Raw genomic sequence first — 23,484 nt, 5'->3', positions numbered from 1 at the left:
CATGGCGCACGTCCGGGCGCCCTCAGCTCGCGTTGTGGAGCCATCACGCGAGCGAGGACGGCGTGCCGGGCCGCTCAGGTGGCGGAGCGCAGGTCCGTCGGCGGTCCGGTGTCCGGGGTGGCGCGCAGCAGCTGGCGCCACTGCTCCGGGCTCCACCGCGCGGGCTCCGTGCTGCGCAGGAACTCCGTGAGCAGCGCCGTGAAGCGCTCCGGATCGGTGTGGAAGGGGAAGTGCCCCGCCTCGGGGAAGATCTCCAGCCGGCTGCCCGGCATCGCGTCGTGGGCCCGGTGGGCGTGGGCGACCGGCACGATCGCGTCCCGCCCGCCCCAGACCAGCATGGTCGGCATGCCGCGGGTGAGGTAGCAGCGGTCCAGCAGCGTGACGACCTGTCCGCGCCAGTCCACCACCGCGCGCAGGGTGCGGATGAACGCGGCGCGGGAGGTGGCGTCGGGCAGGGCGTCGACCACCCGGAGCATGTCGGCGGCGTCCGCGCCGAGCCCGGTGCCGAGCAGCCGCAGCGCCTCGACGGCGGCGCCGACCTGCCAGCGCATCGTCGGCAGGCGCAGGGCGTGCAGGGCGAGGCCGGCGCCCGGCAGCGTCATCGCCCGGAGCACCGGGTTGACCTCGGGCCCGGCGCCGCCGCTGCCCACCAGGACGAGCCGCTCGGTGCGGTCCGGGAACTGGTACGCGAACTGCATCGCCACGCCGCCGCCGAGGGAGTGCCCGACCAGGGTCGCGCGGGTGACCCCGAGGACGCCGAGCAGGTCGCGGACCCCGTTGGCGTAGGCGGCGACCGAGTAGTCGGCGCGCGGCTTGTCCGAGCGCCCGTGGCCCAGCAGGTCCGGCGCGATCACCAGGTGGTTCCGGGCGAGCCCGGCGATCACGGGCTCCCAGGTCACCGAGCTGTCGCCGATGCCGTGGACCAGCACGACCGCCGGCCCGGCCCCGGCCACCCGGAAGGCCCGCCGGTAGCCGTGCACGGTGCGGTAGCGCAGCGCGGCCTCGCGCGGTGGGACCGCACCGAGCCGCCCGCCGACGGAGCCGATCGCGCGAGCCATGCCGCGACGCTAGGGGCGCCGAATTACCGCCCGGTTGCCTCTCTGTGTCGCCCGCGGCGTCTCGTCCCGGGCAGCTCGCACCCACGTCCGTGCTCCCGCACACCTGTCCGGACGGTGGTGCGGCGCCCCGAACCGGTGTGCGCGCACGCCGCGGGGCGCACGGTTACGGTGGGGCAGTGAGGTTCCAGGTCGTCCCCGCCGCCTACGTCGTGCTCCGCCGGGAGAACGAGATCCTGCTGCAGCTGCGGCAGAACACCGGCTTCATGGACGGGTTCTGGGCCACCGCGGCGGCCGGTCACGTCGAGAAGGGCGAGTCGGTGGTCGAGGCGGCGCACCGCGAGGCCCGCGAGGAGCTCGGCATCGAGGTCGAGGACCTCCGCCCGCTGACCGCGATGCACCGCACCCAGGCGACCGGCCTGCCCGTCGACGAGCGCGTCGACTTCTTCTTCACCTGCCACCGCTGGTCCGGCACCCCGCGGCTCGTCGAGACCGCCAAGGCGGCCGACCTCGGCTGGTTCGCCCTCGACGCGCTGCCCGATCCCGTCGTCCCGCACGAGCGATGGGTCTTCGAGTCCCTCCGCGCCGGGGGCCCGCCGGCGATCTCGACCTTCGGCTTCTAGCCGAGCTCCACCACCGCGGCGGGGTCGTCGGTCGGCAGCTCGTCGACCACCGCCACCACCTGCATGGACACCAGTTCGACCCCGCCGTGGTGGCTGCTGAGGAAGGCGGTGTCCGCGGCGTCGCGGCCCGTGCAGATCCGCAGCATCGAGGCCCGCGGGGCGAGGCCGGTCGCGTCGACCAGCTGCCAGCGCTCGCCGTCCCAGGCCTCGACGACGGCGTGGAAGTCCATCGGTGACAGCCCGGGCGCGTAGACGGCGACCAGCCGGGCCGGCACGTCGAGCGCCCGCAGTAGCGCCACGACCAGGTGTGCGTAGTCCCGGCAGACGCCCTCGCCCTGCAGCAGTGTGTCCACGGCGTCGTCCGTCGGGCCGCTGGAGCCCGGGACGTAGAGGAGCCGGCCGCGCACGGAGGCGATCACGGCGGCGATCCGCGCCGCGGCCCCCTCGATGTCGCCGAACTCCCGGGTGGCGGTGATGTACAGCCGGTCCGACGGGCAGTAGCGGCTGGGCCGCAGCGCGTGCAACCGGTCGAGCTCGTCCCCGGCCGGCTCCGGGCGTCGCCCGCTGACCTGCGCGGAGTAGGCGACGGCCAGCGCGCCCGCCTCGCTCTCGATCACATGGCTGCGCGCCCCGTCCGGGCCGGTGAGCACCCGTGACCGCAGCGGGCGGCCGTCGAGCGTGATCGAGAGGTTCTCCGAGTCCGGGGTGGGTACCGCGATCTGCAGGGCGAGCAGGGCGGGAGAGGTGACGGTGAGGTCCAGGTGGGCGGTGACATCGCGGCGCATCGCCGCACAGTCTGGCACCCGGGCCAACAGGTTGCGCGCACAACTTCTCGCGTACGCTGGGTGGCGGGGGGAACCACATGAGTGACGCGACATGAGCGATACGACGACGGATCCGCGGGTCACGGTCTGCGCGGCGGAGTCCGCGGGCCGGCCGGTGAGCGAACTGCACGAGCCCCGGTGGGTGGGGCTGGGGGAGGGCACCGAGGTGCGGCGGCTGCTGCCGAGCCTCGGCCGGAGGATGGTCGGGGCCTGGTGCTTCGTGGACCACTACGGCCCGGACGACGTGGCCGCCGCCGCCGGGATGCAGGTCGCCCCGCATCCGCACATCGGCCTGCAGACGGTCAGCTGGCTGCTGGCCGGCGAGGTCCACCACCGCGACTCGCTCGGCAGCGACCAGCTGGTCCGCCCCGGTGAGCTGGCGCTGATGACCGCGGGCCGCGGCATCGCCCACTCCGAGACGTCCCCGGCGGCCCACTCGCCGGTGCTGCACGGCGCGCAGCTCTGGGTCGCGCTGCCGGATGCCGCGCGGGGCGTCGCGCCGGCCTTCGAGCACCACGCCGACCTGCCCGTCGTCACCGGACCGGGCCTGCGGGCCACCGTGCTGCTCGGCGAGGTCGCGGGCGCGCGCTCGCCCGGGCGGGTGCACAGCCCGCTGGTCGGGGTGGACGTGGTGGCCGTGGCCGGGGCGGCCGGCTCGCTGCCGCTGGAGCCGGACTTCGAGCACGCCGTGCTCACGGTCTCCGGCGCCCCCGAGATCGACGGCCGGGTGGTCGGCCCCGGCACCCTGCTCTACCTCGGCAGCGGTCGCCGCACGCTGCCGGTCCGCGCCGAACCGGAGAGCCGGTTCCTGGTGCTGGGCGGGGAGCCGTTCGCCGAGAAGCTCGTGATGTGGTGGAACTTCGTGGCCCGCACGGGCGCGGAGATCACCGAGGCCCGGGAGCGCTGGCAGCGGGAGGTCGCCGGGGGACCGGCCGACACCTTCGGCCCGGTCCGCGGCTACGAGGGCGACCCCCTCGCGGCCCCGGCCCTGCCCCCGACGCCGCTGAAGCCCCGGGGGCGGGAGAGATGACTCAGTAGCCCCGGGGGCGGGAGAGATGACTCAGCAGCCCCGGGGGGCGGGAGCGCTGACTCAGCCGGCCTCGTAGCGGGCGGCCTGGATGAGTTCCTCGACGGCATGCCGCTGGACCCGGAACGACCGTCCGAACCGGACGGCCGGCAGCTCGCCGCTGTGCACGAGCCGGTAGACCGTCATCTTCGACACCCGCATCCGCTCCGCGACCTCGGCCACGGTCAGGAAGGGTGCGCCGATCACGTCCGGGAGTTCCCGGTCCCCTGTAGCCATTCTCGCGCCCCTCCGACTCGCGCCGCGACACAGCTGCGGCGGTTGTTCACCTGTGGTGTTCCTGTGAAGGGAGAGTAGAGGACCGAGCGTCACCATCAGGGGGCTCGTTGCGTCCCGAACGAGTGGAAACCGCCCTCTCGACCACGGATCGTCACGGTCTCGACCACGCACAGTGGCGTCGCGGTCCGCGAGCTAGAGTCCGACGGGTGGTAGCCCCGACCGTCACCCAGGAAGATCCTTCGCTCTCCGGCGGGGACTGGACCGCGCCCGGTGTGTACCGGTGCGCCCCGGACGTCTACCGGATCCCGTTGCCCCTGCCCAGCGACGGCCTGCGCGCGGTGAACGTCTACGCGATCGCGGACGGCTCGGCGGACGACCCGGGCTGGACCCTCGTCGACGCCGGCTGGGCGCTGCAGGAGTCCCGCGAGCTTCTCGCGGACGCGATGGCCGCCCTCGGCGTCGGCCTCGCCGGGATCCGCCGGTTCCTCGTCACCCACTCCCACCGGGACCACTACACGCAGGCCGTCACGGTGCGGCGCGAGTTCGGCGCCGAGATCCTGATCGGCGCCGGTGAGGAGCCGAACCTCGCGCTGGTGTCGGATCCCGAGTACGTCTCGCACAGCTACGACCTCAGCCGCCTGCAGCGGGCCGGTGCCGCGCACATCGCGAGCACGGTGGCCGACTGGAGCGTCGACCACGACAGCGGCCAGTGGGAGATGCCCGACGGCTGGCTCGCCGACGGCACCCGGCTCGGCGTCGGGTCCGGGCGCACCCTGGAGGTCGTCGAGACGCCCGGGCACACCCGCGGGCACGTCGTCTACGCCGACGACGGCAACGGCCTGCTCTTCGCAGGCGACCACGTCCTCCCCACGATCACCCCGTCGATCGGCTTCGAGCCGCTGCCGCTCGAGAGCCCGCTCGCCGCGTTCCTCACCTCGCTGCGGCTCCTCCTGGAGCGCCCGGACGCCGAGCTGCTCCCGGCCCACGGCGTCGTCGGGAGGCGCGTCCACGAGCGGGTGGACGAGCTGCTGGCCCACCACGGCGAGCGGCTCGACGCCTCCCTGGCCGCGGTCCGCGAGGGCCGGCACACGGCCTTCGAGGTCGCCGGCGCGCTCGGCTGGACCCGGCGGCTGCGCCGGCTCGACGAGCTGGACCTGCAGAACACGATGCTCGCGGTGAACGAGACCCTCGCCCATCTCGACGTCCTGGTCGAGCGCGGCGCCCTGACGCGCACGGACGTGGACGGCATCACGCGGTACGACCTGTCCTAGGACAGTGCTGACCGAATCGTGACCCCGACACGCCGAACGCATTAGGCCACTCGGAGTATTTGCGTTCGTACTCTCCGTGCATGGTCCCGGTGCGCCCGCTCCTCGCGGCCCTGGTGGCGGCCTCGGCCGTCGGCGGGATCGTCGTGGGCGCCGCCGGCCGGTCGGAGCCGGCGCCCCCGGCCGTCCCGACCTGTGCGGAGACCGGCCCGTACGCCGCGCCGCCGCCCCGGAGCGTCGGGACGCCGGCGGGGTTGCGGCTGTGCCCCGTGCGCGGCGTCGTCGAGGTCCGGACGCCCGGTGCGGTGCTCGACGGCCTGGACCTCGCCGGTGCAGTGGTCGTCGCGGCCCCGGACGTGGTCGTCCGCCGCAGCCGCATCGCCGGCGACGGCAGCCAGCCGGCCGGGGTGCGCACCCTGCCCGGCGGCTCGGTGCGCATCGAGGACACCACGCTGACCGGCGACTTCACCGACGCGGCCCTCGAAGGCGCGACCTGGACCGCGGAAAGGGTGGAGCTGACCGGGCTGAGCGCCGACGGCGCCCACCTGGGCCCCGGCACGACCCTGCGCAACAGCCTGCTGCACGGTTTCGACCCGGCCCCCGGCCGTGAGGTCGACGCGGTGACCGTCACGGCCGCGGACGCGCTCGTGGAGGGCAACCAGGTGCAGCTGGGCAGCGGTCCCGGCCGCGGCAGCGCGGTGCTGATCTCGGGCCCCGGCAGCGCGGGCGCCGTGCACCAGAGCATGGAGCTCGACGATCCGGCCGATCCGGCCGTCGTCCGGGGCAACGAGCTCGCGGGAGGTCGCTTCACCCTCCTCGCGACCGGTCCGGGCGATCTCCCGCTGCAGATCACCGGCAACCGCTTCCGGCGCGACCCGGCGACCGTGCCGATGCGGCTGCGCGGCGCGGCGGACCTGCGCGACAACGTGTTCACCGACGGCGGGGCGGTCCGGCGATGATCGAGGCGGCGCTCTTAGCGGATCGACACTCCCGGGCGCGGCCGACACGCCGCAACGACCGCGTGGTGCTGGCAGACCGCGACGGATTCGGGCACAGTGATCACACACAGTTCCGTCACGAACCTGAGCGGGCAAGGGAACCCGCAGCCGGCCGTCGCCGCAGAGCAGAGGACGTAGGGGAAGACGATCCTCGTCTCGAAAGCGGAGGTCTGCAGTGAGCACACGCGGCGTGGTCCACGTCCACTCGTCGCCGACTGCGGTCTGCCCGCACGTCGAGTGGGCGATCTCCGGCGTCCTCGGGACGCGGGTGACCTTGCAGTGGTCCGCCCAGCCGGCCGTCACCGGTCAGTTGCGCGCGGAATGCAGCTGGGTCGGGCCGGCAGGTAAGGGCGGTGCGTTGGCCGGTGCGTTGCGCGCCTGGCCGATGCTCCGGTTCGAGGTGACCGAGGAGCCGAGCTCCGGGGTCGACGGTCAGCGGTTCTGCCACGTCCCGGGCCTGGGCCTGTGGACGGGCCGGACCAGCGCCAACGGCGATGTCGTCCTGGGCGAGGACCAGCTGCGCACGATCGTCGCGGCCGGGCCCGCCGACCGCGTCGGCGCCCGGATCTCCGACGCCCTGGGCGAGCGCTGGGACTCCGAGCTGGAGGCCTGCCGCTTCGCCGGCGACGGCGCCCCCGTCACCTGGCTTCACCAGGTCGGCTGAGCCTCGACCGCACGTCGGTACCCGGTTCGGCCGAGCCGCTTCGGCAGAATGGCCGAGTGCGGACGAACGGGGCGGTGAAGGCCGGCGCGGCAGCGCTCGCCCTGGTCGTGGTGGCGGCCCTCGTCGCCGCCTGGCTCGTGGGGGGCAGGGCCTTCGAGGCCGGCGCCCCGCTCGACGCACCCCCTGCCGTCCCCGCCACGGGTGTGGGCTCCCCGGTCGTCACCCTGAGCGCCGACGCGCTCGCCCACCCGCTGCACCAGGCGGTTCTCGACCGCCTGCAGGCCTACTTCGACGCGATCAACGCGCGGGACCGCGCGGCCTGGGCTGCCGTCGTCACCCCGGAGCGGGCCGCCCAGCAGCCCGAGGCCGCCTGGCAGGCCGGTGTCCGCTCGACCCGGGACGGCAGCGTCCGCGTGGACCGGATCGACGCCGCGGGCCCGGGCACCGTCGAGGCCCTGGTCCGGTTCGTCAGCACCCAGGACGTCGCCGACGCCCCCGCGGACCTGCGGGTGGGCCGCATCTGCTGGCGCCAGACCCTCCACCTTGCGGGAACCCCACCCCGCATAGAACCAGGCGCCACCCTTGCCCAACCCTGCTGAAGTCCGCGTTATGGAACCATAATGCGAATTCAACCCGCCGAATTTCGCATTATGGTTCCATACTGCGCTACTTGGTGAACAGCAGGCTGGCGTTGTGGCCGCCGAAGCCGAAGGAGTTGTTCACCGCGGCGGTGAGCTCCATCTTGCGCGGCTCCCCGGCGACGACCTCGAGTTCGACGCCCGGATCCTGCTCCTCGAGGTTCAGCGTGGCGGGGATGATCCCGTCCCGCACCGAGAGCAGCGTGATCAGGCCCTCGACCGCGCCGGCCCCGCCGACGAGGTGCCCCAGCGCGCCCTTGGGCGCGGTGAGCACCGGATGGTCGCCGAGCGCCTTCTTGATCGCCCGCGCCTCGCCCACGTCGCCGACGACCGTCGACGTGGCGTGACAGTTGACGTGCCCGACGTCGGAGGGCTCCAGGCCCGCCGTCCGGACCGCCGCGAGCATCGCCCGCGCCTGTCCCGTGCCCTCGGGGTCCGGCCCGGTGATGTGGTACGCGTCCGAGGTCAGCCCGATGCCGGCGAGCCGGCCGTGCACGGTGGCGCCACGCGCCTCCGCGAACTCCGAACGCTCCAGGATCAGGATCCCGGCGCCCTCGCCGAGCACGAACCCGTCCCGCCCGGTGTCGAACGGCCGGGAGGCCAGCTCCGGGGCGTCGTTGCGCTGGGAGAGCGTGCGGGCCTGGACGAACCCGGCCACGGTGATCGGCGCGATGCACGCCTCGGCCCCGCCGGCCAGCACGACGTCCACCTCGCCGGCCTTGAGCAGCCGGTACGCCCAGGCCATCGCCTCGGCGCCGGTCGCGCAGGCCGACGCGGGGGAGTGGACCCCGCCCTGCGCGCCGATCTCCAGGGAGATCAGCGCCGCGGGCCCGTTCGGCATGAGCATCGGCACGACCAGCGGCGAGACCTTGCGCAGGCCCTCGGTCTCCAGCAGGTCGTCCTGGTCGAGCAGCGTGGTGACGCCACCGATGCCGGTGCCGACGACCACCGCCACCCGGACCGGGTCGACCTTGGGCTCCTCACCCTTCTCCACGGCGAGGCCCGCGTGCGCCCACGCCTCGCGCGCCGCGATCACCGCGACCTGCTCGGCGCGGTCCATCCGGCGGGCCTGCACGCGGGGCAGGACCTCGGTGGGATCGACGGCGAGCTGCGAGGCGATCTTCACCGGCAGTCCGCGCTTCTCCACCCACTCGGCGGTGATCTCCCGGACGCCGGACTTGCCGGCGAGCAGGTTCTCCCAGGTGGTGGCTGCGTCCCCGCCGAGCGGGGTCGTCGCGCCGTAGCCGGTGACGACGACGTCGGTCATGAAGGGCCTTCCCGGTGGAGGGGGGTAGGGGTGATTACTGGTTCTTCTCGATGTACGAGACGGCGTCGCCGACGGTCTTCAGCTCGGCGAGCTGCTCGTCCGGGATCTTGACGCCGAACTTGTCCTCGGCCTGCACGGCGATCTCGACCATCGACAGGGAGTCGATGTCCAGGTCGTCGACGAAGGACTTCTCGACGGTCACCTCGGCGGTGTCGATGCCGGCGACCTCCTCGACGATCTCGGCGAGGCCCTTGGTGATCTCGGCGGTGTCAGCCACGGGTGGTGCTCCTTCTGGTCGGAAAAGCTCGGGAAACTCGGGAAAAACGGGTCAGGGGACGACGACGACCTGGCCGGCGTACGACAACCCCGCGCCGAAGCCTACGAGGAGGGCGATCTCGCCGGAACGGATCCTCCCCGCGGCGCGCATGTGGTCGAGTGCCATGGGGATCGACGCGGACGAGGTGTTGCCGGAGTGGACGATGTCGTCGGCCACCCGCAGGTCCTCGCGGGCGCCCTCCTTGCGGAGCCGCTTGGCGATGGCCTCGACGATGCGCAGGTTCGCCTGGTGCGGCACGAGGACGTCGATGTCGGCGGGGGTGAGACCGGCCTTCGCGACGGCGTCGAGCGCCACCGGGGCGATCCTCGTGGTGGCCCAGCGGAACACGGACTGGCCCTCCTGGAAGAGCTTGCCCGTGGAGTCCTCGAGGATGTGGATGGTCTGGGCGAGGTCGCCCGCGCTGCCCCACGAGACGGGGCCCACGCCGACGTCCTCGGGCGTGTCGGCGGCGGTGACCAGCGCCGCGCCGGCGCCGTCGGCGAAGATGATGCAGGTCGAGCGGTCGTCCCAGTCGAGCCAGTCCGACAGCTTCTCCGCGCCGATGACCAGCACGTTCCTCGCGGTCCCGGCCCGGACGAGATCGGCGGCGGTGCCCAGGCCGTAGCAGAACCCGGCGCAGGCGGCGTTGAGGTCGTACGCGGCGGCGCCGCTGATCCCGATCCGGTCCGCGGTCTGCGCGGCGGCGTTGGGGATCGGCGCGGTCATCGTGCAGGTGGCCACGATGACGGCGTCGACGTCTGCGGCCTCGCGCCCGGAGTCCTTCAGCGCGCGGCCACCGGCCTCGACGGCCATGTCGACCAGCGAGGTCCGCTCGTCGGCGATCCGGCGCTCGACGATGCCGACCCGGTCCCGGATCCACTGGTCGTTCGTCTCGACCCGCTTCGCGAGGTCGTCGTTGGTGACGACGTGCTCGGGCTGGGTGCTGCCCAGACCGATGATCTTCGCGCCCGGCACGGTGGCCGGGAGGCGGAGAGCTCTCATGCGAACTCCTCCAGGAGGGCTGCGGCCTTGTCCAGGTCGTCGGGGGTCTTCAGGGCCAGGGTCTTGACGCCCTTGAGGTCGCGCCGGACCAGGCCCACCAGGGTGCCGGCCGGCGGCAGCTCGATGACGGCGGTGACGCCCAGCTCGCCGAGCGTGGCCATGCACGAGTCCCAGCGGACCGGGCGGGTCACCTGCGCCACCAGCAGGTCCAGCGCCTGCGATCCGGACTTCACCACCGAGCCGTCCGAGTTCGTGAGCAGCGGCCGCGTGGGATCGGCCGGGCCCAGCTCCGCGGCGGCGGCCCGCACCGCGTCCTCCGCGGGGGCCATGAAGCGGGTGTGGAAGGCGCCGGCGACGGGCAGCACGGCGGCCCGGCGGGCCCCTTCCGGCGGCCCGGCCTCCAGCTCGGCGACGGCGGCGACCGGGCCCGCGGCGACGATCTGACCTGCTCCGTTGCGGTTGGCCGCGTCGAGCCCGAGCTCCGCGAGCCGGGCCAGGACGACCGACTCCTCGCCGCCGAGCACCGCGGCCATGCCGGTGGGCTCCAGCGCGCAGGCGGCGGCCATCTCGCGGCCGCGGATCGCGGCGAGGCGCACGGCGTCGTCGGGTGAGATCACCCCCGCGATCGCGGCGGCGGCGAGCTCGCCGACGGAGTGCCCGGCCGTCACCGCCGTGGCCGGCAGGCCGATCCGGGCGGCGGCCAGCAGCGCGTTGGCCACCACGAGTGGCTGGGTCACCGCGGTGTCCTTGATCTCGTCCGCGTCGGCGGTGGTGCCGAGACGGGCGAGGTCGAGGCCGGTGGCCTCGGACCAGGCGGCGACCTTCTCCGCAGCCGCGGGGTCCTCGAGCCAAGGGGTGAGCATCCCGGGGGTCTGCGATCCCTGACCGGGCGCGAGCAAGGCGATCACAGCACGACAGCCAACACTGCCCGCGCGGGGAACGGAACACCGCCACGTACGACGTTCGCCACCGGGTTTTGTGGGTTCCCTCCAACTCGGGGCCTGACCGGCATCCGGTCACCTCCCCGTTCTCGATCGCCGTTGTAGGGTTCCGCCCTGGTCAGGCGCCGTGTGCGGGGGGTGGGACGGCGGCCAGTCGGCCCGCGAGCAGGGCGGTGCGGAGCACCAGCGCGTCCCGTGGATCCGCCGCCGAGCGACCCGTGAGTTCACTCACGCGACGCAGCCGATAGCGCACGGTGTTGGGGTGCACGAACAGCGTGCGGGCGCACGCCTCGAGCGCCCCGCCGCCCTCCAGATACGCCGCCAGCGTGCGCAGCAGCTCGCCCCCGGCCGCGGTCAGCGGCGCGACGACGGCCTCGACGAGCAGGGGCAGCGCCGCCGGGTCGCCGCTCACGGCCCGCTCCGGCAGCAGATCGGCCGCGGCGACCGGCCGCGGGGCGTCCGGCCACGCCGGTGCCGCCCGCAGCCCGGCGAGCGCGTCCCGTGCCGAGACGTGGGCGGCGGCGAGGTCCGCCGCCGGCGGCCCGACGACGACCGGCCCGGGCCCGAAGTCCGCGACGATCGGGGCGAGCGAGTGCGGGTCGGTGGGGTCGCCGGGCATCCGGTCGTCCGCCGCGATCGAGCCCCTCGGCTCGGTGACCAGCACGACGAGCCGGCTGCCCTGCACGCCCGTCAGCACGGACCGGCCCAGCCGGGTCGCGTGCCGGCGCATGCCGGACAGCACCTCGGCCGGTTCCGCCCGCCGCCCGCCGTCGGGCGGGGTCCCGACGATCACGCGCACGGCCGCCGCCGGGTCCCAGCCGAGCGCGGCGGCCCGGGAGACCAGCGCGTCGTCCACCCCGCCCCCGTCCCCGCGCACCACCCCGTCGACGACCAGGGCCTCCTGCCGGGCGTCCCACGCGCCGCGGGTCTCGGCGGCGTTGGCGTACACGGTGGCGGCGGCGAACGCGATCTCCCGGCCGAAGCGCAGGACGGCCTCGACGAGGATCCGGTACTCGGCGTCGTCCGCGGCCAGCGGCGGCAGCCGCTCCTCGAACACCTCGGTCGCGATCCGCACGAGGTCCACGGTCTGGCGCAGCGACAGCCGCCGCGCGAGCTCCCGCGGCGCGATCCGGAAGGCCTCGGCGGTGAGCCGCAGCGTCTCGTCCGGCTCGGCCAGCCAGGCGACGAAGTTCGAGAGGCCGGTGCGCGTCACGAGCAGCACCCCGGCGCGCTGGTCGGCGGGCAGTGCGGCGAACCAGGGCTGGCGCTCCTCCATGGCCGAGAGGCTGGCCCCGGCGAGGTCCCCGGCGGCCCGTTCCAGGCGGCGCAGCGTCGCCGCCGACACCGCCCGCACGTCCGCCAGGGTCATGACGAAAGGATGGCACGGTCGGCCCGTCCCGACCCGTCGAGAGGAGCACGACCATGACCGTCGAGCTGCGCCGTGTCGACCTGCGCAGGGGCGCCGACCGCGCCCGTACCGACGTCGACGGCTGCGACGCCCGGCACGGCTTCTCGTTCGGCGCGCACTACGACCCCGCCAACACGTTCTTCGGCGCTCTGCTGGCGCACAACGACGAGCGCCTCGCCCCCGGCTGCGGCTACCCGACGCACACCCACCGCGAGGCGGACCTCGTGACGTGGGTCGTCGCGGGCACCCTGCGGCACACGGACTCCCTCGGCACGGACCACGAGCTGCGTCCCGGCACGGTCCAGGTGCTGGCGTCGGGCACCGGCGTCGAGCACGCCGAGTTCTGCGCGGGGGAGGAGCCGGTCCGGTTCGTCCAGGCCTGGCTCGTCCCCGACGCCGTCACGGCCCCGGCCCTGCACACCCGGGACGTGTCCGCGGCGCTGTCCGGCGGCCGGCCGTTCGCGGTCCCGCTGCCGCTGCGCCGGGCGGACGCGGCGCTGTGGGCCGCGCGCCTGCCGCCGGGCGCGACCTGGACCCTGCCCGAGGCGCCCTACCGGCACGTCTTCGTCGCCGCGGGCAGCACGGACACCCCCGCCGGAGAGGTGGGCGAGGGCGACGAGCTGCGACTGACGACGGAGGACGGCGCGGCACCGGACACGGCACGGGCCACAATGGACACGACGGTGCTCACCGCCGGCGCGCGCGGCGCCGAGGTGCTGGTCTGGCTGATGGGCAGCGACCTGCGCCCACCGGGGGCCTGATCAGGACCGACCGGGCCCGGACGCCGTCAACCGGGGTGACCTGAGCCGGTCACCCCGGTCGACGACGACGTACGGATCGTTCGCTCTTCCGGGCCGTGCGCAGTACTGGAGGAAAGCGGAACGGATAGTGCGCCGGTGGGTGGTGGATGGTCGGGAGCCGCTCAGGCGAGCGGAGCCACCTGGGTGGCCTGCGGCCCCTTCTGGCCCTGCTCGATGTCGAAGGACACGCGCTGCCCTTCCTCGAGGCTCTTGTAGCCGTTGACCTGGATCGCGGAGTAGTGCACGAACACATCCGCGCCACCACCGTCGGGAGCGAGGAAGCCGTAGCCCTTCTCGCTGTTGAACCACTTGACGGTGCCCTCTGCCATTCTTGCTCTCCTCGTACGTGCTCACGGGGCACTCGCCCCGGGAAACGCCGCCCGGCCACTACTGTCCGCGCCCGGTCGGAACGCCTTCCCACCTGCGGCGGGTCGGCATCGGGCGGAGCCTAGCGTGATTCGCGTCGCTTGCCGAGGGGTCGTGAGCTGTGTATTCGAGGTGGAACCGGGACGAAACACGGGCGACGGACCACTGACCCGAAGGTGAGGCCCGTCACCCGGTTGAGCGACGCCCGGGAGAACCCCTACGCGACGCCGGAGTCGGGTCTCAGGCGACGCCCGCGTCGGACCTCATGCGACGCCCGCGTCGGTCGTCTGCGGGCCCGCCGCCTGCGGGTCGTCGATGCGGTACTTCGCGGCCGCCTCGGCCGCCAGTCCCTTGTCGACCTCGCCCCGCGCGGCGAGCGCACCCAGGGCGGCGACGACCATCGACTCGGCGTCCACCGCGAAGTGCCGGCGGACGGCCGGGCGGGTGTCGGAGAGCCCGAACCCGTCCGTACCGAGGGAGACGAACGGCGCCGGCACCCACTGCCGGATCTGGTCCGGCACGGCCCGCATCCAGTCCGAGGACGCGACGACCGGCGCGTCCGACCCGCCGAACACCGAGGTCACGTACGGCACCTTCGGTTCGGCGTCCGGGTGGACCAGGTTGTGGTGCTCGGCCTCGACGCCGTCGCGGCGCAGCTCGCCCCACGACGTCACCGACCAGACCTCGGCGCCCACGCCCCACTCCTCGGCGAGGATCTCGCGCGCCCGGATCGCCCACGGCACCCCGACGCCCGAGGACAGCAGCCGGACCTGGGGCCCGTCGGTCCTCCCGGAGTCCAGGTAGCGGTAGACGCCCTTCAGCAGGCCGTCCACGTCCAGGTCGGACGGCTCGGCCGGCTGCGCGTACGGCTCGTTGTAGACCGTCAGGTAGTAGATGACGTTCTCGGCGTCCTCGCCCACCATCCGGCGCAGGCCGTCCCGCACGATGTGCGCGATCTCGAAGCCGAACGCCGGGTCGTACGCCGCGACGGCCGGGTTGGTGGCCGCCAGGAGCAACGAGTGCCCGTCGTTGTGCTGCAGGCCCTCGCCGGTCAGCGTGGTCCGCCCGGCCGTGGCGCCGACCAGGAAGCCGCGGGCCATCTGGTCCGCGGCGGCCCAGATCGAGTCGCCGGTGCGCTGGAAGCCGAACATCGAGTAGAAGACGTAGACAGGGATCATCGGCTCGTCGTGCGTGGCGTACGAGGTGCCGGCCGCGGTGAACGACCCCACCGAGCCCGCCTCGTTGATGCCCTCGTGCAGCAGCTGGCCCTGCTCGGACTCCTTGTAGGCCAGCATGAGCGACGCGTCGACGGACGTGTAGCGCTGCCCGTGCGGGTTGTAGATCTTCTGCGTCGGGAACATCGAGTCCATGCCGAACGTGCGCGCCTCGTCCGGGATGATCGGCACGATGCGGCTGCCGAGCTCGGGGTCCTTGATCAGGTCCCGCAGCAGCCGGACGAACGCCATCGTGGTGGCGACCTCCTGCTTGCCCGAGCCCTTGCGGACGGCCTCGTAGACCTTGTCCCCGGGCAGCACGAGCGCCTTCGAGGTGGTGCGGCGCGCGGGCACCGGCCCACCGAGCTGGCGGCGGCGCTCCTTGAGGTACTGGATCTCCGGGGCGTCGTCGCCGGGGTGGTAGTACGGCGGCAGGTACGGGTCCGCCTCGAGCTGGGCGTCGCTGATCGGGATGCGCTGCTCGTCCCTGAAGTTCTTCAGGTCCTCGAGCGTCATCTTCTTCATCTGGTGGGTCGCGTTGCGCCCGGCGAAGTGGGAGCCGAGCGAGTAGCCCTTGATCGTCTTCGCGAGGATGACGGTCGGCTGGCCGTTGTGCTCGGTCGCCGCCTTGTAGGCCGCGTGCACCTTGCGGTAGTCGTGGCCGCCGCGCTTGAGGTTCCAGATCTCGGCGTCGGACAGCGGCTCGACCAGGGCCTTGGTCCGCGGGTCGCGGCCGAAGAAGTGATCCCGGACGTACGCGCCGTCGTTGGCCTTGTAGGTCTGGTAGTCACCGTCGGGCGTGGTGTTCATCAGGTTGATCAGCGCGCCGTCGCGGTCCGCGTGCAGCAGCGCGTCCCACTCGCGGCCCCAGATGACCTTGATGACGTTCCAGCCCGCGCCGCGGAAGAACGCCTCCAGCTCCTGGATGATCTTGCCGTTGCCGCGCACCGGCCCGTCGAGCCGCTGCAGGTTGCAGTTGACCACGAAGGTCAGGTTGTCCAGGCCCTCGCCGGCCGCGATCTGCAACAGCCCGCGCGACTCCGGCTCGTCCATCTCGCCGTCGCCGAGGAAGGCCCAGACGCGCTGGTCCGAGGTGTCGGAGATGCCCCGGTCGCGCAGGTAGCGGTTGAACCGCGCCTGCATGATCGCGTTCATCGGGCCGAGGCCCATGGAGACGGTGGGGAACTCCCAGAAGTCCGGCATCAGCCGCGGGTGCGGGTAGCTCGGCAGCCCGTGCCCCGGCCCGCCGTGGCTGACCTCCTGGCGGAAGCCGTCGAGCCGGTCCTCGGAGAGGCGGCCCTCGAGGTAGGCGCGGGCGTAGATGCCGGGGGAGGCGTGGCCCTGGATGTAGACCTGGTCGCCGCCGCCCGGGTGCTCCTTGCCGCGGAAGAAGTGGTTGAAGCCGACCTCGTAGAGCGTCGCCGAGGACGCGTAGGACGAGATGTGCCCGCCGACGCCGATCCCGGGGCGCTGCGCGCGGTGCACCGTCATCGCGGCGTTCCAGCGGATCCAGCGGCGGTAGGCGCGCTCGGAGTCCTCGTCGCCGGGGAACCACGGCTCCCGGTCCGTCGGGATCGTGTTCACGTAGTCCGTGCTGGTCAGCGACGGGACGCCGACGTGGCGCTCCCGGGCGCGCTGCAGCAGGCGGAGCATGAGGTAGCGGGCGCGCTGCTGGCCGGCGTTGTCCAGGGCGGCGTCGAACGAGTCGAGCCACTCCGCCGTCTCCTCCGGATCGATGTCCGGGAGGTGCGCCGCGAGTCCGTCGCGGATGACGTGGACGCGCTGGGGGTCGCGCTGCGGGCTCGTGCCTCCTGGGGCAGCGCTGTCCGGGGCGTTGGCGCCGGTGGTGCTCTGGCCGGTCAAGGGGTCTCCCTGCGTGGCTCGTGCAATGTGCGTGCAGTGTTCCGCGTCGCCCGGGCCCACGCGCGCCGGGGCGCGCGGCCCCTGGTCGGCGTGCCCCTATCGTGCCCCTCGCCGCATGATCACGGTACGGCGGTTGCGCAGGGCAGCATGGTCGTGTTCGGATTCCGCATCCGAACGAAGACCGGTGGCGCATTCCCGTGCCGCCGGAACCGAGGAAAGAGGTGCACGCGTGGTCGCCGCGGAAGATGCCGGACGGACGTCCGACATCGCGGGCAAGCTCGGCGTAGAGCCGGGCATGGTCGTCCAGGAACTGGGTTATGACTCCGACGTCGACGACGCGGTGCGCGAGGCCGTCGAGGACGTCACCGGCGAGGATCTCCTCGACGAGGACGCCCAGGAGGTCATCGACGTCGTCCTGCTCTGGTTCCGCGAGGGGGACGGCGATCTCGTCGACACCCTCGTGGACGCCCGGAGCATGATCGCCGACAACGGCATGATCTGGGTGCTCACCCCCAAGACGGGCCGGGACGGCCATCTGGAGCCGAGCGAGATCGCCGAGGCCGCGCCCACCGCGGGCCTCACCCAGACCTCGAACGTCAGCGTGGGCGACGACTGGGCAGGTGCCCGGCTCGTCTCGCCGAAGGCGGACAAGAAGCGGATCTAGCCCTCGCCGGACAGGCGCGCCTCGTCACGGGTCGGCGCGAACAGCTCCACGGGGTTCCCCGAGGGATCCTCGACGAGGAGCTGGTCGCCGCCGACCCCGTGCACGAGGTCGCCCCGCACGGGCACGCCGGCGGCGCGGAGCTCCGCTGCCACCGCCGGGAGGTCCGAGACCTCGATCGCGAAGCGGTTCCACCCGCCCGGCTCCGGCACCCGCCCGTCCGCGGTCGCCGCCCCGCCTCCCGGCCCGCCGCCGGGCGCGCTGAGCACGAGCCGCAGGTCGCCGCGGTCGAGCATGGCGAAGGTCGGGGCGGGATGCATCCGCTCGGTGAAGCCGAGCCGGCCGGTGTAGAACGCGATCGCCGCATCGACGTCGTGCACGATGTACCGGACGCTGACGGTGGCCATGGGCCCTCCCCGTGGGTCTGTCCCGATCTGTCCCGATCCGTGTGGGCCGATGCCCCGTCGCCCCGGCCGGCCCACCGTAGGCCTAGTAGGCTCGGCGGTGACGCCGCTCGCCGAGTGCGGGCATCCGCATGCCTTCGAGGAGTACGACGCATGGCACCCGAGATGGGATCCCAGGCCCCCGACTTCACCCTGAAGAACCAGGACCGCGAGGACGTGAGCCTGTCCTCGTTCCGCGGGGACAAGGCCGTTCTGGTGGTCTTCTACCCGTTCGCGTTCTCGGGGATCTGCACGGGCGAGCTCTGCTCGGTCCGCGACGACCTCCCGACCTTCCAGAACGACGACGTGCAGATCCTCGCGGTCTCCACGGACCCGGCCTTCTCCCTCAAGGCCTGGTCTATCCAGGAGAACTACCAGTTCCCCCTGCTCTCCGACTTCTGGCCGCACGGCGAGACCGCCAAGGCCTACGGCGTCTTCAACGACGGCGCGGGCATGGCCGTCCGCGGCACCTTCCTGGTCGACAAGGAGGGCGTGGTCCGCTTCGCCGAGGTCAACCAGCCCGGCGAGGCCCGCGACCAGGAGGCCTGGAAGAAGGCCCTCGCGGCCCTCTAGGCTGCCGCCCCCGCAAGGGGGCACCCGGGCGCGTAGCTCAGCGGAAGAGCACTCGGTTTACACCCGAGCGGTCGCAGGTTCGAACCCTGCCGCGCCCACCCCTGTCGACCTGCAGGTCTCCGCGGTCGATGCGCTCAGCGGTCGCGTGTCGTGACACGCTTCATGACACGAATGTTCCCTACCGTCGTGCCATGCCGCGCACAGAGCCCCCGCAAGCGCAGCCGCGGCAGCGTCGATCTGCTGCCGAGTGGTGCGTATCGAGTCCGCGTCTACGCCGGAGTCGATGCCGTCTCGGGAGGCCGAAACGACCTCATCGAGATCGTTCCGCCCGGCCCCCGGGCGCAGAAGCAGGCCGAGGAAGCTCGGACCCGGATGCTCAATGAGGTGGACGAGCGTCGTAACCCTCGGACCGCCGCGACCCTCGACCAGCTGCTCGACCGCTACCTGATGATGATCGAGGTCGGCGCCAGCACGAAGGTGATGTACGAGCGCTACCTCCAGAAGCACGTCCGCCCGTTTCTCGGCCGCATGAAGGCGGGCGCGATCGGGCCGGACGAGCTCGACTCGCTCTACGGCGAGATGCGCCGCTGCCGTATCCATTGCAAGTCCGGTCAGAAGCTGGTCGACCACCGGACCCCTCGAGCTCACGAGTGCGACGGGCGGTGCCGGCCGCACGTGTGCAGACCACTGTCGAACACCACGATCCTGCATGTCCACCACGTCCTCAGCGGTGCCTACCGCAAGGCGGTGCGGTGGCGCTGGGTCTCGGTCAGCCCCGTCGCCCAGGCCGACGCACCGGCCCCGAACCCGCCCGATCCTCAGCCGCCGACGCCGGCCGAGGCAGCGAGGCTGATCGAGGAGGCGTCGCATGACCCGGACTGGGGCGCGCTGGTGTGGTTCGCGATCACGACCGGCGCCCGGCGGGGCGAGATCTGCGCGCTCCGCTGGGAGCGCGTCGATTTCGACGGGCGCGTCGTGACGATCAGCCGGGCGATCGCCACGGACGGCCACCGCAATCTGATAGAGAAGTCCACCAAGACCCACCAGCAACGACGTCTGGCTTTCGACGACGAGACGCTTGCCGTGCTTATCGACCACCGAGCCCGCGCGGAGGAGGCGGCTGCACAGGTCGGAGAGGAGCTCTCGCCCCGGGCCTTCGTGTTCTCCCAGGCGCCGGACAGCATGCAGCCGCCAGTTCCGTCTTCTGTTGGGCAGCGCTACACGCGTATGGCGAAGCGTCTCGGTCTAGACACCACGCTCCAGGGCTTGCGTCACTACTCGGCCACCGAGCTGATCGCGGCGGGGATGGACATCCGCACCGTCGCCGGCCGGCTCGGGCACAGCGGCGGTGGGATCACGACCCTGCGGGTCTACGCGGCCTGGCTCGCGGAGGCCGATCAGCGTGCGGCAAAGGGGATCGAGGCCCGGATGCCTGAGCGGCCGCGCAGCGAGTCGGCTGCCGAACGGGCCCGCCGGGCCCCGCGCCTCCCATCGGAAAGGGTCGCTGCGGGCCTCGTGCAGCGGATCGAGTCCGGCGAGTTTGCGGTGGGAGAGAAGCTCCCGTCCGTGAACCAACTCGCGGCGGAGTACTCGGTCGGCATCGGCACCGTCTACAAGGCTTTCGAGCTGCTGCGTATTTGGGGTGCTGTCCAGACGCAGGCCGGCAACCGACCGGTTGTGCTCGCCCCGGAGTCGCGCCTCGAGCCGGAGCCAGTTCCCGAGCCCACGTCGGCTGGCCCCGCCGAGGACGTCGCTGGATCGCCCAACCGGATGCTGGACTTTGTCGTGCGCCGCCGCGGCTACGTGATCGCGGACTTCTCCGCCGAGGCAGATACGGACGACGCTGCCGCCCTGCGTGAGCTACTCGTCGGCGCGGTGAGGCGGGACGGGCGCGACCCCTCCGATCTGGCCGACTTCACCATGGAGATCGCCGACCCGGTCAGGAAAGAGCGGATTCGCACCTTCGTGGCGGTGTGAGCGTCCGCGATAGGCAGTCGCTCTGAGTGCTTGAGTACACCCTGAGCCACGTCTCAGAGTGCCGCCTCGATGAGCTTCATCGCTGCTCGGGCGGAACGGTAGGCAAGGAGCGCCTCGTCCGGAGTCGCGTCAATTCGCGAACCGTGAATGAGTGCGTTTCTGATGTCGCAAACATTCCTGGTCCATTCCGTGAACTCCGTAGTCGCCTCGAAGTCCAGGCCGCACGCCTCCTTCACGACCTTCTTTGCGACATGAGTGATGCTGCGCGGGAACCCGTCTGGCTTGCGGAACTGTGAGTCGATGTCGGGGTCTTGAATTCCATTAACCGCAAGTCGTGTCTTCAGGGCCGGAATTAGCCATGCCTCGAACATGACCGCTGATTCGATCGCGGCCATCCGCCAATCTCGAAGATCTAGGTTGTTGCGGACGTTGACGTCAAGGGCTAGGGACATTTCGGGCGGACCAACGGAGGCTGCCGCAATGCGAAGGGCGTGATCGCGATTGGCATCGAGGGCGCTGCCAAATCCTTCGAGTGGTCCAGCACTCGCGCCGTAGGCGAAGCACTCGGCGGATCTGTCCGAGTAGATGGTCTCGACCTGGAACTCGCCTAGCATCTCGGAAGTGACCGGGTTGATCCATGGTGCGTCGGCGATGACCCTATAGTGGCTGATCAAGTGATTTATGGCATCCACTGCAAGGTTGCTGAAATATGCTGGATCGTGAAACCGGGATCGATCAACCTGGTCCAGATCGAACATTGCTTTGACAGTTTTGAAGGAGAAGCGGCCTAGTCTGTCGCCGGGGGTTGCGCCCATCATATGGAATCCAGGCCGACCGCGATTGTTCGCCCGCCGCAGCAGTCGGAGGCCGCACTCGATCTCGCCTCCCAAAAGGTTGACCTGGTAGTAGTCAGCGAGTTCTTGAGGCGGAAGGTATACCGGGCACGGACCGCCGATGACGATCTCGTGATCGACGGTCGCTGGCGCATAGGGTGAGACGGGCAAGTTCTCGCGATCGCCAGCAGACCACGCCTTCGCCCATTCGCGAAGGATCGGATCATCCATGCTGTCGCGAAGCCAGAGGACGAAGGGCAAGTCGAAGTAGATGCATTTAAGCTCCGGTTCCGGCACCGATTCGTCCATTTCTGCACGCCCTCGAGGTGGGTATTGTGCGTTGGTGAACGATACTCGAGCCAGCGTGGCAACTTGGAAGTGGCGGTGCCGTGCCCACTCGGAGTGCCGAAGTTCGCAGTACTGGTCGTTCGAGCTGTCGATGAGTGTTATGGCGCGAAGTGTGACGTTATCTGTCCGGCCTGAGGCCGGGCTGTGACTACAGGGTGGGGCCGCTTACTCCGCCCGGTCTCACGAGAAAGGGTGCCTTCGGCATCAGCTGGCGCTGACGGCCCTGCGGGCCGCCCTTGCTCGTGAGCCTCGCCGGGCGGAGTCGGGCGCGGGGGAAAGGGCGGGCGCTTCGCACCGCGCCCCGCAGCCAGCCCCACCGATCACAAGCCCAGCCCGGGCTGGCTGCCTACCCGCCGGGAGGCTGCCGATGTCCACGACCCACAACCATCACAACGAGATCCGCCAGGACGAGACCGATCAGGAGTTGCGCCACCTGCTTGGGCTGCAGCCGGTCCGGACCGTCATCTACGACGGGGGCGGGTTCATCGAGGTCTGCACGCACTGCGGGCACCTGCCGCCGGTGAAGGTCCCGCCAAGTCTGCCGCCGGGGGAGCCGACCCGGGATGTGGTGGCGGACCCGGCGGCGCTGGCCGCGGCGACGCGGACGGTGGGCGGGCTGGTGGACGTGCTGGACCAGCGCCGCCCGCCCAAGCAGCTCGCCGAGCTCGCGGCGCCGCAGGTGCTGCGGTACCTGCGGGCTGTCCCGACCAGGCGTTCCGGTGGGCGGGGCGGCGTCCGGTTGCTGTCCCTGCGCTGCTCCCAGCCGCACGAGGAGGCGGTGGAGGTCGCGGGATCGGTCAGGGTCGCCGGTCGGCCGCGGGCGTTGGCCGCGTCGTTCATCCCGGCGGGTCCGGGGCCGTTTGTGCGGCGGCCCACGCGGTGGGTGTGCTCGACCATCCGCATCCTCTGACCGCGCCGGGCCGGGTGAGGCGGCATGTCTCGCTCGGCCCGGCCTGTCGGGGAAGCGGGCCTCGCGGGCGGTGTCGTGTCGTGCGGAGCACCGGCCGGCGAACGGCGCGCCGGCCCGCACTCCGCACGGGAAGGGCTCCCGGCCGCCTGGGCCGGGAGGGGAGGGCGGACCGCACTGCGGGCGGGCTGGTGGGGCTTGGTCGGGAGCTCGGTCGCGGCCCCCGCCGGGCGAGGCTGGGCTCAGCGGAGGTCCTTCGGGGCCGCTGGGCCGGCGTGACTCGGCCGCTACTGGCCAGGCCGGCCAGGTCCTTTCGGTGTCAGGCCGTGGCGGCCTGGTGCTCGGTGATCGCCGGCGGGCAGATCACGAACGGGGCCGTCGTCCGGAAGTCGGGGTCGGTGACCGGCTCGCCGCCGACTCTCACGAAGCGGCCGCGTAGATGAACCTGCGCGCGGTCCTCGCCGATCGACATCGCGATCATTCGCTCCAGCAGGGTCGAGGGGCCTGCGACCGGATCGTCATTCACGACCCGCACGCTAGGCCCGATGGCCGAGGAGATCCCGCTGAGCGTTGTGCGCGTCAGGGTGGACTCGCGCCGCTTTGCCGTATCCGACCATTGAGGGTGCTGCCCTACAGGCGCCATTGAGGCCTACTGGCCGCTGCGCTTCTCGTGCTCGCGAAGTTGTTCCTGGACCTCGTCGGCGTCGTAGCGCCCGTGGCGCCCGGCGGTTCGGTACTTCGGGGTGATGACCCCATCCGCGAACCAACGCTGGATCGTCCTGAAGCTGACTCCGAGCTCCTTCGCGAGCTCTCCGCTCGTCAGCAACCTCCCCACGACACGCAGGCTAAGCAGCTGTCAGCTCCCCGCCGACCAAATGTCGTATCTTGTCGTAGATTGACGTATCTACGGAGGCTGTCGTGTCGGAGATCGTGTTCTCGGTCCACGCAACCAAGCCGGACGACGTGGGGGCGGTGGAGGTCATCTTCCGGACCGAGCGGGAGGCCCGTGCCTACGCGCGGTCGCGGTCGACGGACGAGCGGGTGCTGTCGACGTCGGTGACAAGCTTCCTCGTCGGGCAGCTCGGCACGCGCAGCTCGGTCGCCTGGTTCATGAACGGCGACGAGCAACAGCGCTGCTTCACACGGCGCCTGTACCCGACGGACTGACAGCCGTGCCTCCCGCCGTAGGCTC

At 72.2% G+C, this 23,484-nt stretch carries 26 protein-coding genes and 1 tRNA gene; 13 read left to right on the top strand and 14 right to left on the bottom strand.

What is annotated here, in order from left to right; translation table 11 throughout:
* Window positions 1–74 precede the first annotated feature (74 nt).
* Window positions 75–1,058, bottom strand: coding sequence for an alpha/beta fold hydrolase (locus tag ABD324_RS21535; protein ID WP_344419942.1), 984 nt, complete (start codon window positions 1,056–1,058; stop codon window positions 75–77).
* 176 nt (window positions 1,059–1,234) lie between these two features.
* Here ABD324_RS21535 and ABD324_RS21530 point away from each other — a divergent pair, with 176 nt between their 5' ends.
* Complete coding sequence (locus ABD324_RS21530; protein WP_344419939.1) at window positions 1,235–1,678, top strand: NUDIX hydrolase; 444 nt, start codon at window positions 1,235–1,237, stop codon at window positions 1,676–1,678.
* On the opposite strand, the gene ABD324_RS21525 is transcribed toward ABD324_RS21530, so the two are convergent.
* Entirely contained in the window at window positions 1,675–2,463 is a 789-nt protein-coding gene (locus ABD324_RS21525; protein ID WP_344419936.1) for a transglutaminase-like domain-containing protein, read from the bottom strand. The two genes, ABD324_RS21530 and ABD324_RS21525, sit on opposite strands and share 4 nt — an antisense overlap.
* Before the next feature lie 91 nt (window positions 2,464–2,554).
* On the opposite strand from ABD324_RS21525, the gene ABD324_RS21520 reads away from it, so the two are divergent.
* On the top strand, window positions 2,555–3,532 hold the full coding sequence (locus ABD324_RS21520; protein WP_344419934.1) for a pirin family protein: 978 nt from the start codon (window positions 2,555–2,557) through the stop codon (window positions 3,530–3,532).
* 60 nt (window positions 3,533–3,592) lie between these two features.
* On the opposite strand, the gene ABD324_RS21515 is transcribed toward ABD324_RS21520, so the two are convergent.
* On the bottom strand, window positions 3,593–3,805 hold the full coding sequence (locus tag ABD324_RS21515) for a helix-turn-helix domain-containing protein (RefSeq protein WP_344419932.1): 213 nt from the start codon (window positions 3,803–3,805) through the stop codon (window positions 3,593–3,595).
* Window positions 3,806–4,011: 206 nt separating this feature from the next.
* Here ABD324_RS21515 and ABD324_RS21510 point away from each other — a divergent pair, with 206 nt between their 5' ends.
* The 4 genes from ABD324_RS21510 to ABD324_RS21495 all read left to right on the top strand — a co-directional run bounded on the left by ABD324_RS21510 (window position 4,012) and on the right by ABD324_RS21495 (window position 7,334).
* Window positions 4,012–5,076 (top strand): MBL fold metallo-hydrolase, encoded by a 1,065-nt coding sequence (locus ABD324_RS21510; protein WP_344419930.1) that lies wholly within the window; start codon window positions 4,012–4,014, stop codon window positions 5,074–5,076.
* A gap of 80 nt (window positions 5,077–5,156) precedes the next feature.
* Window positions 5,157–6,032, top strand: a complete 876-nt coding sequence (locus ABD324_RS21505) for a hypothetical protein (protein WP_344419927.1) — start codon at window positions 5,157–5,159, stop codon at window positions 6,030–6,032.
* A gap of 214 nt (window positions 6,033–6,246) precedes the next feature.
* Entirely contained in the window at window positions 6,247–6,735 is a 489-nt protein-coding gene (locus ABD324_RS21500; protein WP_344419923.1) for a DUF3145 domain-containing protein, read from the top strand.
* A 56-nt stretch (window positions 6,736–6,791) separates the two neighbouring features.
* A complete protein-coding gene (locus tag ABD324_RS21495) occupies window positions 6,792–7,334 on the top strand; it encodes a hypothetical protein (RefSeq protein ID WP_344419921.1) in 543 nt (180 codons plus the stop codon).
* Between the two features lie 67 nt (window positions 7,335–7,401).
* Here ABD324_RS21495 and ABD324_RS21490 read toward each other — a convergent pair whose 3' ends face one another.
* The 5 genes from ABD324_RS21490 to ABD324_RS21470 all read right to left on the bottom strand — a co-directional run bounded on the left by ABD324_RS21490 (window position 7,402) and on the right by ABD324_RS21470 (window position 12,268).
* Window positions 7,402–8,640, bottom strand: coding sequence for a beta-ketoacyl-[acyl-carrier-protein] synthase family protein (locus tag ABD324_RS21490; RefSeq protein ID WP_344419918.1), 1,239 nt, complete (start codon window positions 8,638–8,640; stop codon window positions 7,402–7,404).
* Between the two features lie 34 nt (window positions 8,641–8,674).
* The gene (locus ABD324_RS21485) at window positions 8,675–8,917 is read right to left on the bottom strand and encodes an acyl carrier protein (protein WP_344419916.1); all 243 of its coding nucleotides are present in this window, start codon (window positions 8,915–8,917) and stop codon (window positions 8,675–8,677) included.
* 51 nt (window positions 8,918–8,968) lie between these two features.
* Window positions 8,969–9,958 carry a beta-ketoacyl-ACP synthase III gene (locus tag ABD324_RS21480; protein ID WP_344419913.1) on the bottom strand — a complete coding sequence of 330 codons (990 nt, stop codon included), beginning with the start codon at window positions 9,956–9,958 and terminating at the stop codon, window positions 8,969–8,971.
* Window positions 9,955–10,866, bottom strand: coding sequence for an ACP S-malonyltransferase (locus ABD324_RS21475; protein WP_344419910.1), 912 nt, complete (start codon window positions 10,864–10,866; stop codon window positions 9,955–9,957). The genes ABD324_RS21480 and ABD324_RS21475 overlap by 4 nt, the downstream gene beginning before the upstream one ends.
* A 151-nt stretch (window positions 10,867–11,017) precedes the next feature.
* Window positions 11,018–12,268, bottom strand: a complete 1,251-nt coding sequence (locus ABD324_RS21470; RefSeq protein WP_344419907.1) for a PucR family transcriptional regulator — start codon at window positions 12,266–12,268, stop codon at window positions 11,018–11,020.
* A 53-nt stretch (window positions 12,269–12,321) separates the two neighbouring features.
* On the opposite strand from ABD324_RS21470, the gene ABD324_RS21465 reads away from it, so the two are divergent.
* Window positions 12,322–13,068, top strand: a complete 747-nt coding sequence (locus tag ABD324_RS21465; RefSeq protein WP_344419904.1) for a pirin family protein — start codon at window positions 12,322–12,324, stop codon at window positions 13,066–13,068.
* Window positions 13,069–13,229: 161 nt separating this feature from the next.
* Here ABD324_RS21465 and ABD324_RS21460 read toward each other — a convergent pair whose 3' ends face one another.
* Together ABD324_RS21460 and aceE are read right to left on the bottom strand one after the other, a co-directional pair.
* A complete protein-coding gene (locus ABD324_RS21460) occupies window positions 13,230–13,436 on the bottom strand; it encodes a cold-shock protein (RefSeq protein ID WP_344419901.1) in 207 nt (68 codons plus the stop codon).
* Window positions 13,437–13,736: 300 nt separating this feature from the next.
* Complete coding sequence (gene aceE / locus ABD324_RS21455; protein ID WP_344419993.1) at window positions 13,737–16,457, bottom strand: pyruvate dehydrogenase (acetyl-transferring), homodimeric type; 2,721 nt, start codon at window positions 16,455–16,457, stop codon at window positions 13,737–13,739.
* A 322-nt stretch (window positions 16,458–16,779) separates the two neighbouring features.
* On the opposite strand from aceE, the gene ABD324_RS21450 reads away from it, so the two are divergent.
* The gene (locus tag ABD324_RS21450) at window positions 16,780–17,214 is read left to right on the top strand and encodes a DUF3052 domain-containing protein (RefSeq protein ID WP_344419898.1); all 435 of its coding nucleotides are present in this window, start codon (window positions 16,780–16,782) and stop codon (window positions 17,212–17,214) included.
* On the opposite strand, the gene ABD324_RS21445 is transcribed toward ABD324_RS21450, so the two are convergent.
* Entirely contained in the window at window positions 17,211–17,618 is a 408-nt protein-coding gene (locus tag ABD324_RS21445; RefSeq protein ID WP_344419895.1) for a VOC family protein, read from the bottom strand. The two genes, ABD324_RS21450 and ABD324_RS21445, sit on opposite strands and share 4 nt — an antisense overlap.
* Before the next feature lie 150 nt (window positions 17,619–17,768).
* Between ABD324_RS21445 and ABD324_RS21440 the strand changes: the two genes are divergently transcribed.
* The 3 genes from ABD324_RS21440 to ABD324_RS21430 all read left to right on the top strand — a co-directional run bounded on the left by ABD324_RS21440 (window position 17,769) and on the right by ABD324_RS21430 (window position 20,204).
* Complete coding sequence (locus ABD324_RS21440) at window positions 17,769–18,227, top strand: peroxiredoxin (protein ID WP_344419893.1); 459 nt, start codon at window positions 17,769–17,771, stop codon at window positions 18,225–18,227.
* Window positions 18,228–18,253: 26 nt separating this feature from the next.
* A tRNA-Val gene (locus ABD324_RS21435) sits at window positions 18,254–18,325 on the top strand.
* A gap of 52 nt (window positions 18,326–18,377) precedes the next feature.
* Window positions 18,378–20,204: a tyrosine-type recombinase/integrase gene (locus ABD324_RS21430; protein ID WP_344419891.1), complete on the top strand. Its 1,827-nt coding sequence runs from the start codon at window positions 18,378–18,380 to the stop codon at window positions 20,202–20,204.
* Window positions 20,205–20,257: 53 nt separating this feature from the next.
* On the opposite strand, the gene ABD324_RS21425 is transcribed toward ABD324_RS21430, so the two are convergent.
* On the bottom strand, window positions 20,258–21,346 hold the full coding sequence (locus ABD324_RS21425) for a hypothetical protein (protein ID WP_344419888.1): 1,089 nt from the start codon (window positions 21,344–21,346) through the stop codon (window positions 20,258–20,260).
* Window positions 21,347–21,752: 406 nt separating this feature from the next.
* Here ABD324_RS21425 and ABD324_RS21420 point away from each other — a divergent pair, with 406 nt between their 5' ends.
* Window positions 21,753–22,295 (top strand): Rv3235 family protein, encoded by a 543-nt coding sequence (locus tag ABD324_RS21420; RefSeq protein WP_344419885.1) that lies wholly within the window; start codon window positions 21,753–21,755, stop codon window positions 22,293–22,295.
* Between the two features lie 316 nt (window positions 22,296–22,611).
* Here ABD324_RS21420 and ABD324_RS21415 read toward each other — a convergent pair whose 3' ends face one another.
* Window positions 22,612–22,818 (bottom strand): hypothetical protein, encoded by a 207-nt coding sequence (locus tag ABD324_RS21415; RefSeq protein ID WP_344419882.1) that lies wholly within the window; start codon window positions 22,816–22,818, stop codon window positions 22,612–22,614.
* Window positions 22,819–22,941: 123 nt separating this feature from the next.
* A complete protein-coding gene (locus tag ABD324_RS21410; protein ID WP_344419879.1) occupies window positions 22,942–23,127 on the bottom strand; it encodes a MerR family transcriptional regulator in 186 nt (61 codons plus the stop codon).
* A gap of 83 nt (window positions 23,128–23,210) precedes the next feature.
* Here ABD324_RS21410 and ABD324_RS21405 point away from each other — a divergent pair, with 83 nt between their 5' ends.
* On the top strand, window positions 23,211–23,459 hold the full coding sequence (locus tag ABD324_RS21405) for a hypothetical protein (protein ID WP_344419876.1): 249 nt from the start codon (window positions 23,211–23,213) through the stop codon (window positions 23,457–23,459).
* The last annotated feature ends 25 nt before the right edge of the window (window positions 23,460–23,484 follow it).

Origin of the sequence: Pseudonocardia ailaonensis (genome assembly GCF_039531635.1) — a bacterium.
GTDB classification, from domain to species: Bacteria; Actinomycetota; Actinomycetes; order Mycobacteriales; family Pseudonocardiaceae; genus Pseudonocardia; species Pseudonocardia ailaonensis.
This window is presented reverse-complemented; position numbering and strand designations above follow the sequence as displayed.

What these genes read in the sequence shown, in the direction of transcription:
- ABD324_RS21535 (WP_344419942.1), bottom strand. Translation starts at nt 1,058, where the DNA reads ATGGCTCGCGCGATCGGCTCCGTCGGCGGGCGGCTCGGTGCGGTCCCA.
- ABD324_RS21525 (WP_344419936.1), bottom strand. Translation starts at nt 2,463, where the DNA reads ATGCGCCGCGATGTCACCGCCCACCTGGACCTCACCGTCACCTCTCCC.
- ABD324_RS21520 (WP_344419934.1), top strand. Translation starts at nt 2,555, where the DNA reads ATGAGCGATACGACGACGGATCCGCGGGTCACGGTCTGCGCGGCGGAG.
- ABD324_RS21515 (WP_344419932.1), bottom strand. Translation starts at nt 3,805, where the DNA reads ATGGCTACAGGGGACCGGGAACTCCCGGACGTGATCGGCGCACCCTTC.
- ABD324_RS21505 (WP_344419927.1), top strand. Translation starts at nt 5,157, where the DNA reads ATGGTCCCGGTGCGCCCGCTCCTCGCGGCCCTGGTGGCGGCCTCGGCC.
- ABD324_RS21490 (WP_344419918.1), bottom strand. Translation starts at nt 8,640, where the DNA reads ATGACCGACGTCGTCGTCACCGGCTACGGCGCGACGACCCCGCTCGGC.
- ABD324_RS21480 (WP_344419913.1), bottom strand. Translation starts at nt 9,958, where the DNA reads ATGAGAGCTCTCCGCCTCCCGGCCACCGTGCCGGGCGCGAAGATCATC.
- ABD324_RS21470 (WP_344419907.1), bottom strand. Translation starts at nt 12,268, where the DNA reads ATGACCCTGGCGGACGTGCGGGCGGTGTCGGCGGCGACGCTGCGCCGC.
- ABD324_RS21465 (WP_344419904.1), top strand. Translation starts at nt 12,322, where the DNA reads ATGACCGTCGAGCTGCGCCGTGTCGACCTGCGCAGGGGCGCCGACCGC.
- ABD324_RS21460 (WP_344419901.1), bottom strand. Translation starts at nt 13,436, where the DNA reads ATGGCAGAGGGCACCGTCAAGTGGTTCAACAGCGAGAAGGGCTACGGC.
- ABD324_RS21445 (WP_344419895.1), bottom strand. Translation starts at nt 17,618, where the DNA reads ATGGCCACCGTCAGCGTCCGGTACATCGTGCACGACGTCGATGCGGCG.
- ABD324_RS21440 (WP_344419893.1), top strand. Translation starts at nt 17,769, where the DNA reads ATGGCACCCGAGATGGGATCCCAGGCCCCCGACTTCACCCTGAAGAAC.
- ABD324_RS21425 (WP_344419888.1), bottom strand. Translation starts at nt 21,346, where the DNA reads ATGGACGAATCGGTGCCGGAACCGGAGCTTAAATGCATCTACTTCGAC.
- ABD324_RS21420 (WP_344419885.1), top strand. Translation starts at nt 21,753, where the DNA reads ATGTCCACGACCCACAACCATCACAACGAGATCCGCCAGGACGAGACC.